This is a genomic window from Microbacterium sp. DMC48 (assembly GCF_056313825.1).
This window is the reverse complement of record NZ_JBQUZN010000003.1, coordinates 639,758-651,313: the sequence shown is the minus strand read 5'-3', so window position 1 is coordinate 651,313 and position 11,556 is coordinate 639,758. Positions and strand designations below refer to the sequence as shown.

Genomic DNA, 11,556 nt, shown 5'->3' with positions numbered 1-11,556 from the left:
CTTACGTCACGTGACCGGCGGCTGGTCGCGATGGCCACTGCCGTGATGGGGTGGATCATCCCGCACACCGCAGCGCCGCCCGGCGCACACCAGGAGACCACCATGTCCCGACTCACCCGCACGACTCTCGCGGCGGCATCCACCCTCGCCGCCGTCGCCCTCCTCGCCGGCTGCGCGTCCGGCGCCGCCACCCCGTCCGCCTCCGCAGGCGGAGAGCCCCAGACGGGCGGCACCCTCACCTACCTCGAGCCGCAGACCTGGACGACCCTGTATCCGCCGTCCGCGGGCTTCTACCCCAACGGCGGCATCGTCAACAACGTGACCGACCGGCTGCTCTACCAGAACCCCGAGACGCTCGAGCTCGAGCCGTGGATCGCCACCGACTACAAGGTCAACGACGACGCCACCGAGTACACGTTCGACCTGCGCACCGATGTCACCTACTCCGACGGCACCCCGCTGACCGCCGCCAACGTCGTGAAGAACATCGACCTTTACGGCAAGGGTGACAAGGCTCGGGCGCTTCCGGTGTCGGAGGCGATCAACAACTACGACCACGGCGAGGTGACCGGCGACCACACGGTGGTGTTCCACTTCACCGCGCCGTCGCCCGGCTTCGCGCAGGCCGTCTCGACCATCAACTCGGGCCTGCTGTCGGATGCGACGCTCGATCGCACCAGCGAGCAGTTCGGCCCGGGCAACGCCACCAAGATCATCGGCAGCGGTCCGTTCGTCATCTCCGACGAGCAGATCGGCACGCAGACCAGCGTCACCGCGCGCAAGGACTACAACTGGGCGCCGCCGTCGCTGAAGCATCAGGGCGCCGCCTACCTCGCGGGCGTCAACTACGTCGTCGCGGCGGAGAACAGCGTGCGCGTCGGCACCGTCGTCGCCGGCCAGGCCGACATCGCGCGCAACATCCCGGCCCCCGACGAGGCGCAGTTCGCCGCTGGAGGCCTCTCGCTGCACGCCGCCGCGACCAACGGCGTGAACAACGGCCTGAGCTTCCGCTTCCGCGAGCCGCGTCTGGCGGACGTGCGCGTGCGTCAGGCGATCATCGCCGGCATCGATCGTCAGAAGATCGTCGACACCCTGTTCACGAAGAACTATCCGCTGGCCACCGGGGCGCTCGCCAAGACGGCGCTCGGCTACGTCGACACCTCCTCGTACTACACGTACGATCCCGCCAAGGCCGCGTCGCTGCTGGATGCCGCGGGCTGGACGCTCGGATCCGACGGCATCCATGCCAAGGACGGCCAGAAGCTGACGCTGAGCTTCAACGAGGCGCTGCCGCAGCCGCGCTCGAAGGAGGTCGTGACCCTCATCCAGGAGCAGCTGGGCAAGCTCGGCATCCAGGTGAGCCTGTTCGCCGGCGACATGGCCGCGCAGACCAAGGCGTCGACCGACCAGAGCGTCATCCAGGTGTACCACTCCATGGTCGGCCGCGCGGACTTCGATGTGCTGAAGTCGCAGTACTTCTCGAAGAACCGCAACACGCTGCTCAACCTGAACCCGGCTGACGGCAGCATCGGCGACCCGCAGCTCGACACGCTTCTGCAGGCCATCGCCTCCGAGCCGACCACGGCCCAGCGTCAGGCGGCATCCGAGGCGGCGCAGACCTACCTCGCCGAGAACGCGTACATCCTGCCGATCTTCGAGGAACCGCAGGTCTTCGGCCTGACGGCCAAGGTCCAGGGCTTCGAGACCGAGTCGGTCGGACGCCCGACCTTCTACTCGACCTGGCTCGCGGGCTGAGTCGGGAGATCCGGGAATCCATGACGTACGTCCTTCGTCGTGTGGGCCAGGCGGTGCTCGTGCTCGCTCTGGCCTACACGGCGGCCTACCTGCTGCTGGCCGCGCTCCCCGGTGACGCCGTCATCGCCCGGTACGGGAGCCCCGAGCTGGGGCTCACCCCCGAGCAGATCGAGGCGATCCGCCAGTCGCTGGGTGCCGATCAGCCGCTCGTCGTCCAGTACGTCCGCTCGATCGCGGGCTTCCTGACGGGAGACTTCGGCTACTCGGTGGCCAGCGGTGCCGCCGTCTCCGATCTCATCGCGACGGCGCTGCCGCCCACGCTGACCCTCGCGGTGCTCGGACTCGCGCTGGCGGTGTTCCTCGCGGTGACGATCGCCTTCACCGCGACCTACGGTGGGGGTCGCCTGCTGCGCCGGGTGTTTCGCGGCATCCCGCCGCTGTTCGTGTCGCTGCCGGTGTTCTGGATCGGCATCATCCTGATCCAGGTGTTCTCCTTCCGCCTGGGTCTGGTCCCGGTGATCGGGGCGAACCCGGTGCAGGCACTGATCCTGCCCGTGATCACGCTGGCGATCCCGATCGCGGCCCCCCTCTCCCAGGTGCTGATGCGTTCGATCGACGAGGTCCGCGAGCAGCCGTTCGTGGCGGTGGTCCGTGCGCGCGGGGCCAGCACGCCGTGGCTGCTGTGGCGAAACGTCGCCCGCAACGCGCTGCTGCCGACCCTCACGATGGCCGGCCTGCTGTTCGGCGAGCTGGTGGGCGGCGCGGTCGTGACCGAGACGGTCTTCGCCCGCGCCGGCATCGGTCAGCTGACGGCGCAGGCCGTCGCCAACCGCGACACCCCGGTGCTGCTCGCCGTCGTCGTGATCTCCACGGTCGCCTTCGTCGTCATCAACCTGATCGTCGACCTGCTGTATCCCGTGCTCGACGCGCGACTGCGCACCGCCGGCCGTGTCCGCGGGTCGGCCGCGGCACCGCGCGAGGAGGCCGCCGACCGTGCCGTCGACGAGCTCGTGGATGCCGAGGTCGGCACCCCCATCGCGGCCACCACTTCCTCCCGAGGAGAAAACCGATGACCGCTCTGGCCACCACCGCCGGACTCGACGGCGCCGCCGCCATGGGTCCGGGCGCGGGTCCGTCCGCCGACCGGGGCATTCGATGGGCGGCGCTCCTCGCGCGCGTCGGGTTCGTCCTGCCCGCGCTCGTCATCCTCGTCGCGCTGCTCTGGGCGCTGTTTCCGGGACTGTTCACGGGGCAGAACCCCACCGAGACCGTCGCGCCCGCGCTGCAGGCGCCCAGCCCCGAGCACTGGTTCGGCACCGACGCGACCGGCCGCGATCTCTACACCCGCGTCGTCTACGGGGCGTCGCAGTCGATCATCGGCGCTCTCATCGCGGTGCTCGTCGGTCTCGTCGTCGGCACCGCCGTCGGCCTCGCCGCCGGCGCGCTCGGCGGCGCCGTCGACGAAACGCTCATGCGTCTCGTCGACGTGCTGCTCGCGATCCCCGGTCTGCTGCTGTCGCTCAGCGTCGTCATCCTGCTCGGCTTCGGCACCACGAGCGCGGCCGTCGCGGTCGGAGTCACCTCGATCGCCGTGTTCGCCCGGCTGGCGCGCTCGCGAGTCGTCAGCGTGCGCGTGTCGGACTTCGTCGAGGCGGCCTACGGCTCGGGCGGCACGTTCCTCGGCGTGCTGTGGCGCCACATCCTGCCCAACTCGTTGACTCCGGTGATCGCGCTGGCGGCGCTGCAGTTCGGCTCGGCGATCCTGCAGATCTCGACCCTCGGCTTCCTCGGCTACGGCGCGCCGCCGCCCACGCCGGAGTGGGGCCTGCTGATCGCCGAGGGGCGCAACTACGTCGCCACCGCCTGGTGGCTCACGGTCTTGCCCGGCCTGATCGTCGTCGTCGTCGTGCTGGCGACCAACCGCCTCAGCCAGGCCCTTCGAGGAGGGGATGCCGCATGAGCGCGCAGCCGCTGCTGTCCATCCGCGACCTCGCCGTCCAGTACCGCACGCGGCGCGGAACGGTCGACGCCGTCCGCGGCGTCTCGTTCGACGTCGAGGCGGGGGCGGTCACGGCTCTGGTCGGCGAGTCCGGTTCGGGCAAGACGACCGTCGCCCAGTCGGTCATCGGCCTGCTCGCCGCCAACGGCCGCGTGTCGGGCGGAAGCATCCGCCTCTCCGAGCGCACCGACGGCCTGACCGATCTCGTCGGGTTGTCCGAGCGGCGGTGGCGCCACCTGCGCGGTCGGTGCATCGCCCTGATCCCGCAAGACCCCGGCAACTCGCTCAACCCGGTCGCAACCATCGAGTGGAGCGTCGCCGAGGCGCTGCGCATCCACGGGTGGAAGGATCGCGTCAAGATCCGCGCGCGCGTCATCGATCTGCTGGAACGCGTCGGCATCGACGACCCCGAATCCCGCGCGCGCCAGTACCCGCACGAGCTGTCGGGCGGTATGCGCCAGCGCGTGCTCATCGCCGCCGCGCTCGCGCTCGAGCCCGAGCTGATCATCGCCGACGAGCCGACGAGCGCGCTCGATGTCACCGTGCAGCGCACGGTCCTCGACCTGCTCGACGAGCTGCGGACCGAGACCGGCACCGGCATCCTCTTCATCACGCACGACCTCGCCGTCGCCGCCGACCGCTCCGACGCGCTCGTCGTCATGCAGGCAGGTCGGGTGCAGGAGGCCGGACCGACCGCTCAGGTGCTCGCCGCGCCGACGTCGCCCTACACCCGCACGCTTCTGGCCGACGCCCCCTCGCTCGCGCGCGTCGTCGAGCGGGCGGCGCCGCCGGCCGCGGCATCCGCACCCCTGGTCGAGGTCACCGGGCTCACGCAGGAGTTCCGCCGCGCCGGGCGTTCACCGTTGGTCGCCGTCGACGACGTGTCGTTCACGGTGGCGCGCGGGACGACGCACGCGCTGGTCGGCGAGTCGGGCTCGGGCAAGACCACGACGGGACGCTCGATCGCGGGCTTCAACGACCCGACGCGCGGCACCATCCGCGTCGGCGGCACCGAGGTCACCGCGCTCGCCGGCGGACGTGCTCGCCGCGCGTTCCACCGCACCACCCAGCTGGTCTACCAGAACCCCTACGCCTCACTCGATCCGCGTCAGAGCATCGGCGACATCCTCGCCGAGCCGCTGCGCAACTTCGGCATCGGCAGCGGCGGCGAGCGGGCCGAGCGGGTGGCCCATCACCTCGAGCTGGTCGCTCTCGCGCCCGAGATCGCGTCGCGGCATCCGCGGGAGCTTTCCGGCGGGCAGCGTCAGCGTGTCGCCATCGCGCGCGCCCTGATCGTCGAACCCGAGCTGGTCGTGCTCGACGAGGCCGTCTCGGCGCTGGACGTCACCGTGCAGGCCCAGATCCTGCGGCTGCTCGCCCGGCTGCAGAGCGACCTGGGCCTCACCTACGTGTTCATCTCCCACGACCTCGCCGTCGTGCGTCAGATCGCCGACACGGTCTCGGTACTGCGTCGGGGGCGTCAGGTCGAGCATGGCCCGGCCGCCGAGGTCTTCGCCGGTCCTCAGCACGCCTACACGCGCGAGCTCCTCGCGGCGATCCCCGGGGCATCGCTGCGCTCAGAGTCCGCATCCACGCCGGCGGCCCTGACCGCCCCCGACTCCGCCGCCCCTCATCAGGAAGAGGTATCCGCATGAGCGGTCCCCGTCTCGGCTTCTTCAGCCGCGTGCTCGAAGAGGCCTCCGCCGCCGATCGTTACCGGTTCGCGATCGAACAGATCGCCCACGCGGAACAGGCCGGCTTCGCTTCGGCCTGGCTCGCGCAGCACCATTTCGGCGAGCACGAGGGCGGCCTGCCGTCGCCGTTCGTGCTGCTGGCCGCCGCCGCGGAGCGCACGAGCCGCATCGCGCTGGCCACCGGCGTCGTCACTCTTCCGCTGGATGACCCGCTGCGCGTCGCCGAGGATGCGACGGTGCTCGATCAGATCAGCGGCGGACGCGTGCAGCTGGGGCTGGCCACCGGGGGGACGCCCTCCTCGTTCGCGGCGTTCGGCCGCGAGTCCGACCGTCGCCGCGAGATCTTCGCCGATCACCTCGACGTGCTCCTCGACGCCCTCGAAGGGCGCGGCGTGCGCGGCACCGACTCGCGCATCTATCCCGCCGCGGGCGATCTGTCGGCGCGCATCTGGCAGGCGACGTTCTCGATCGACGGCGGCCGCCGGGCAGGGGAGCGCGGTGACGGCCTGCTGCTCTCGCGCACGCAGCCGCGCACGCCCGACGCACCCGACGCGCCGCTGCACGAGCTGCAGCTGCCGATCATCGAGGCCTACCGGGCCGCTCTTCCCGACGGCGCCCCCGTCCGCGTCCTCGCCTCCCGGACGGCGCTCGTCGTCGACCCGGAGAACCGTACGCGCGCGCTCGAGTTGGCCGGTGACGGCCTGCGTCACCTCGCGCGCACCATGTTCGGCCTCGACACCGACGGCGTCTCCCTCGACGAGCTCGTCCGCCTCACCGATACCCACGTCGGCACCGTCGACGAGGTGGTCGCATCGCTGTCGGCCGATCGCACACTGCCCGAGGCGAGCGACGTCTCGTTCCAGGTGCACTCGATCGCGGCGACCCACGAGCTGACCCTCCGCTCCCTCGAGCTGCTGGCCGGCGAGGTCGCCCCGCGCCTCGGCTTCGCCGTCGGAGCGGACGCCGCCGCCGCGCTCCACCACGCCCATCGTCCGCTCGCCCTCGTCGCCTCCTCGGAAGGACTCGCATGACCACCCCCAGCGCCGACATCATCGACCTGCTCGCCGGCATCGCGCCGAGCGACCCGCTCGCCGCGGTGCGCGAGAAGCGCGCGCAGGCCCGCGAGAACGCCCAGCGCAGCTTCGAGGCGCTGCTCGAGCCCGCCGAGCCGGGCACGTTCGCACTGGCGGAGCGGTACGCGGTCGCCTCGTTCGTCTCGCAGCTGCACGGTTTCGACGCGGCGACCGCGTTCTACGGCGACCTCCTGGGCGACGAGACCCCCGCGTTGACCTCCGTCGTCGCGTCCGCCGCGGCCTCCGCCGCCGCGACCGGTCCGTTCGGCGCCTATCGCGAGCCGCGTCTGCAGGCGGAGTCCACCGACGGCGTGCGCTGGACTCCGGATGCCGCGACCGCCTCCGACCTGGGCCCGCGACTGTCCGGCGCGTTCGCGCACGCACATCTGCTCGTCTTCCGTCCGCGCGAGGCGCGCGCCGAGGCGCTTCAGGACCTCGTGGATACCGGGTGGAGCCCCGACGACATCGTCTCGCTGTCGCAGCTCATCGCCTTCCTGAGCTTCCAGCTGCGTGTGGCCTGGGGGCTGCGCGCGCTGGCCGCGGCATCCGCACCGGTCGCCGCCTCCGCCGCCTCCGCCACCGTTTCCGAAGGAGCCTGAGATGACCGACGTCGTCACCACCTACGCCGACCTGGCTCGACCCGACGCGTTCACCCAGGAAGGACTCGGCTGGGTCCCGTGGCTGCTTCCCGTGGCCGAGGACGAGCTCACCGATGCCCAGCGCGATGCCCTCATCGAGCCCGCACGCGCGAAGATGCCGTACTTCCGACTGCTCGCCCGCGACCCCGAGGCGCTCCGCGCCCGCACGCTGACCGACCTCGACATCTTCTACAACGTCACCGGCGGCATCGGTCGTGCCGAGCGAGAGCTCGCCGCCGCCGCGACCTCGCGCCACAACGGCTGCGTCTTCTGCGCGTCGGTGCACGCCGCCGCCGCGACCCGCGAGTCCGGCCGCGAGGCCGACGTGCAGCGGCTGCTCGACGAGGGCGTGGACGCCGAACTCGGCGACGAGACGTGGAACGCGGTGGTCGCGGCATCCGTCGCCCTCGCCGACACCCCGTTGGCGTTCGGTGAATCAGACATCGCGCGCCTGCGGGCAGCGGGGCTCGACGATGTCGAGATCGTCGACGTCATCGGCGGCGCCGCGTTCTTCAACTGGGCGAACCGACTCATGCTGTCGCTCGGCGAGCCCGAGGTTCCCGCCCGCCGCGCCTCCACCCGATAACCCGACACCACGAGGACATCATGAGCATCCCCACCCTTCTGGACCACGTCGTCATCGCCGGTCCCGACCTCGCCGCGCTGGTCGACTGGTTCGCCGAGCGCACCGGCGTCGTCGCCGCACCCGGCGGCGCCCACCCGACCGGCACCGCCAACGCCCTCGTCGCGCTCACCGTCGACGGCCGCCGCGGACCGCAGTACATCGAGCTGATCGGTCCCAACCCAGCCCGCCCCGAGCCGGAGCTGCCGGAGACCTTCGGCATCTCGACGCTTACCGCGCCGAGCGTGCAGGCGTACGCGGTGCATCCCGCCGACATCGAGGCCACCGTCGCCACGGCGCGCGCGGGCGGCTACGACCCGGGAGACGTCAGCGACCTCTCCCGCCGCACGCCCGACGGCACCCTGCTGGAGTGGCGGCTCACGCGCGGCGAGAACCGTCGTATCGACGTGCCCTTCCTCATCGACTGGGGCACCACCGCGCAGCCCGGACTCAGCGACATCCCCACGATCGAGCTGATCTCGCTCGTTCGCACCGAGCCCGACCCCGCGCCGCTGCAGGCGATCCTGGCCGCCTACGGGCTGGGCGACGGCGTCGCTGAGGTCGTGGCGGGTGCGGAGTCGGGCTTCCGGCTGACGCTCCGCCGCGCCGACGGCGAGCTCGTCGAGCTGTGAGCGTCGACGCCGAGATCGCGGCGGCGGTCGAGCAGCTGCGTCCCGAGCTGGAGCGGCTCGCGCGCGAGCTGTACGACCAGCCCGAGATCGGCTTCGAGGAGCACGCGTCGGTCGCCCGCATCGCGGCGCTACTGGCGGCGCACGGGGTGGATGCCGAGGTCGGAGCCTTCGGACTCGACACCGCCCTGCGGGCGAGCACGGCCGCGGCGGGCGCGGCATCCGGCCCGCACTTCGCGATCATCGCCGAGTACGACGCCCTGCCCGGCATCGGCCACGCCTGCGGGCACAACGTGATCGCGGCCGTCGCCGTGGGCGCATACCTCGCGGCCGCGCCGGTGGTCGCCGGCCTCGGTGGGCGGTTGTCGCTCATCGGCACTCCCGCCGAGGAGAACGGCGGCGGCAAGGAGCTCATCATCCGCGCCGGGGGCTTCGACGACGTGGATGCCGCGGGCATGGTGCACCCCTCGAGCGGATCGGGCACGAGCTCCGTGCTCGGCCAGCGCACGACGGGTGTGCGCCGCGTTGCGGTGACCTACCACGGGCGGGCCGCGCACGCCGCGGGGGCGCCGTGGCTCGGCCGCAACGCGCTCGACGGCGTCGTGACGGCGTACCAGAGCATCGCGCAACTTCGCCAGCACATCCTGCCGACCGATCGCCTCCACGGCATCATCACCGACGGCGGCGCCGCGCCCAACATCGTGCCCGAGCGCGCCTCGGCGCTGTTCTACGTGCGCTCCGCCGACGTCGATCAGCTGCGGGAGCTCACCGATCGCGTCCTCGCCGTGCTCGAAGGCGCCGCTCTCGCCACCGGCACGCGTGCCGAGATCGACGTCGATCCCGTGCCTCCCTACCTGCCGCTGCAGACGAACACCGCGCTGACCTCGCGCTGGGTGGATGCGTTCGCCGCACGCGGGCACGAGGTTCCCCCGCCGGCCGCCCCGCCGCAGGGCGGGCCGTCGACCGACATGGGAAACGTCAGCCGGCTCGTTCCCTCGATCCATCCCTCGCTGGGGCTCGGCGGCCCCGACGACGTCTTCCCGCACAACGCGGCGTTCGCCGAGCTCACGGTGCTGCCCGCCGCCGCGGACGCGCTCGTGGATGCCGCCGTCGCCCTCGCCGCGACGGCCGTGGCCTACGCTGCCGACCCCGAGCTGCGTGCCGCAGCGGCGGCGGAGTTCGCGGCATCCGGCGGCCCCTCCCGCTGGGAGCACTGAGCGCTCCGCCGCGCCCGCACGAACTCCGCAGATCGTGACCGACTCCGCACGCGGACGCGGCATCCGCTGCGGAGTTCGTCACATTCTGCGGCACTCGTGGAGGCACACGCAGCGTCGTAGCTCCATCGCGTCAAGGGGTCCGACGCGCGAGCCCGTGACAGGCAGGATGGTCGCATGACGATCGAGGTGTGGGCGCCGCGTGCGGCGCGGGTACGACTGCGGCGGCCGGGGCTCGACGACGTCGAGCTGACCGCGGGGGATGCCGGGTGGTGGGCGAGCCCGCTCACGCTCACCGCCGGTGACGAGTACGGCTTCGTGCTCGACGACGGCGACGTGCGACCCGACCCGCGCTCCCGCCGACAGCCGCGGGGCGTGCACGATCTGTCGGCGTGGGACGACGCGGCATCCTTCGTCTGGAGCGATGGCGCCTGGACCGGACGCCAGCTCGCCGGGGGCGTGATCTACGAACTCCACGTCGGCACGTTCACGCCCGAGGGCACTTTGGATGCCGCGATCGGCCGCCTGCCGCACCTGGTCGAGCTGGGGATCACCCACGTCGAGCTGCTGCCGGTCAACGGCTTCAACGGCGCCCACAACTGGGGCTACGACGGCGTGCTCTGGTACACCGTGCAGGAGGACTACGGCGGCCCGGAGGCGTATCGTCGCTTCGTCGACGCGGCGCACGCGGCGGGGCTCGCGGTCGTGCAGGACGTCGTTTACAACCACCTCGGTCCCTCCGGCAACTACCTGCCCGAGTTCGGGCCGTATCTCCGCGACGGGCAGAGCAACGCGTGGGGCTCGAGCATCGACCTCGACCAGCGGGCGGTGCGCGACTACATCATCGACAATGCGCTGATGTGGCTCGGTGAGATGCACGTCGACGGTCTGCGCCTCGACGCCGTGCATGCGCTGCACGAGTCCGCATCGAGCCCGGTGCACATTCTGCAGGAGATCGCCGAGCGCGTCGACGCGCTGTCGGCGCATCTGGGCCGCCCGCTGAGCCTCATCGCGGAGAGCGATCTGAACGATCCGATCATGATCCTGCCGCGCGAGGCCGGGGGCTACGGACTGACCGCGCAGTGGGTGGACGATTGGCACCACGCCGTGCACGTCGCCCTGACCGGTGAGACGGAGGGCTACTACGCCGACTTCGCGGATCCGCAGGCGCTGCCCAAGACGTGGACGGGCGGCTTCTACCACGACGGCACGTTCTCCTCGTTCCGGGACCGCGACTGGGGCGCGCCGATTCCCGCGGCCGTGCCGTCGTGGCGCCTCGTCACCTTCGCCCAGGACCACGACCAGATCGGCAACCGGGCAGCCGGGGACCGCCTGAGCCAGTCGCTGACGTCGGCGCGTCTGGGCGTCGCGGCGGTGCTGACGATGACGGCGCCCGGCACCCCCATGCTGTTCATGGGCGAGGAGTGGGGGGCATCCACGCCGTGGCAGTTCTTCACCTCGCACCCCGAGCCCGAGCTCGCCGCCGCGACCCGCGAGGGACGCAAAGCCGAGTTCGCCCGGATGGGGTGGGACGAGGCGCTCGTGCCCGACCCGAACGATCCGGCGACGTTCGAGCGGTCGAAGCTCGACTGGTCCGAACTCGACCAGCCGGCGCACGCGCGCCTGCTGTCGCTGTATCGCGCGCTGGCGCGACTGCGGGCGCGTCGGCCGGAGCTGACCGATCCCGACCAACGGGGCCATGCGGCCGAGAGCGTCGGCGACGGACGATGGATCCTTCACCGCGACACCGCGTCGGTGTACGTGAACCTCTCGCCCGAGCCGTGGACCGTCGAGCTCGTGGGCCGCGAGATCTGGCTCGCGACGACGGCGCACGAACAGCGCACGGATGCCGGACCCCTCGTGCTCTCGGCCGATTCCGCCGCTGTCGTCGGTGCGCGGGAGCAGGCGCCGTCGCTCTGATCCCGACGGCGC

Annotated in this window: 10 protein-coding genes; all 10 read left to right on the top strand. The window is 71.9% G+C overall.

Annotated elements, in window-relative coordinates:
- Positions 1-102 precede the first annotated feature (102 nt).
- The 10 genes from ACT53O_RS03040 (at position 103) to treZ (ending at position 11,544) form a co-directional block, all read left to right on the top strand.
- Complete coding sequence (locus tag ACT53O_RS03040) at positions 103-1,755, top strand: TIGR04028 family ABC transporter substrate-binding protein (protein ID WP_476151303.1); 1,653 nt, start codon at positions 103-105, stop codon at positions 1,753-1,755.
- 20 nt (positions 1,756-1,775) lie between these two features.
- Positions 1,776-2,828 (top strand): ABC transporter permease, encoded by a 1,053-nt coding sequence (locus ACT53O_RS03035; protein WP_039416744.1) that lies wholly within the window; start codon positions 1,776-1,778, stop codon positions 2,826-2,828.
- Positions 2,825-3,715 (top strand): ABC transporter permease, encoded by an 891-nt coding sequence (locus ACT53O_RS03030; RefSeq protein ID WP_476151302.1) that lies wholly within the window; start codon positions 2,825-2,827, stop codon positions 3,713-3,715. The genes ACT53O_RS03035 and ACT53O_RS03030 overlap by 4 nt, the downstream gene beginning before the upstream one ends.
- On the top strand, positions 3,712-5,409 hold the full coding sequence (locus ACT53O_RS03025; RefSeq protein WP_135948608.1) for a dipeptide ABC transporter ATP-binding protein: 1,698 nt from the start codon (positions 3,712-3,714) through the stop codon (positions 5,407-5,409). The genes ACT53O_RS03030 and ACT53O_RS03025 overlap by 4 nt, the downstream gene beginning before the upstream one ends.
- Positions 5,406-6,479, top strand: a complete 1,074-nt coding sequence (locus tag ACT53O_RS03020) for a putative FMN-dependent luciferase-like monooxygenase (protein WP_036317391.1) — start codon at positions 5,406-5,408, stop codon at positions 6,477-6,479. The genes ACT53O_RS03025 and ACT53O_RS03020 overlap by 4 nt, the downstream gene beginning before the upstream one ends.
- The gene (locus ACT53O_RS03015) at positions 6,476-7,120 is read left to right on the top strand and encodes a CMD domain protein (RefSeq protein WP_476151301.1); all 645 of its coding nucleotides are present in this window, start codon (positions 6,476-6,478) and stop codon (positions 7,118-7,120) included. Before ACT53O_RS03020 ends, ACT53O_RS03015 begins: the two co-directional genes overlap by 4 nt.
- A gap of 1 nt (position 7,121) precedes the next feature.
- Positions 7,122-7,745, top strand: coding sequence for an alkylhydroperoxidase domain protein (locus ACT53O_RS03010; protein ID WP_476151300.1), 624 nt, complete (start codon positions 7,122-7,124; stop codon positions 7,743-7,745).
- Positions 7,746-7,765: 20 nt separating this feature from the next.
- Entirely contained in the window at positions 7,766-8,413 is a 648-nt protein-coding gene (locus ACT53O_RS03005; protein ID WP_036317384.1) for a VOC family protein, read from the top strand.
- Complete coding sequence (locus tag ACT53O_RS03000) at positions 8,410-9,627, top strand: amidohydrolase (protein WP_036317382.1); 1,218 nt, start codon at positions 8,410-8,412, stop codon at positions 9,625-9,627. Before ACT53O_RS03005 ends, ACT53O_RS03000 begins: the two co-directional genes overlap by 4 nt.
- 174 nt (positions 9,628-9,801) lie before the next feature.
- Positions 9,802-11,544, top strand: coding sequence for a malto-oligosyltrehalose trehalohydrolase (gene treZ, locus ACT53O_RS02995; protein ID WP_036317380.1), 1,743 nt, complete (start codon positions 9,802-9,804; stop codon positions 11,542-11,544).
- The last annotated feature ends 12 nt before the right edge of the window (positions 11,545-11,556 follow it).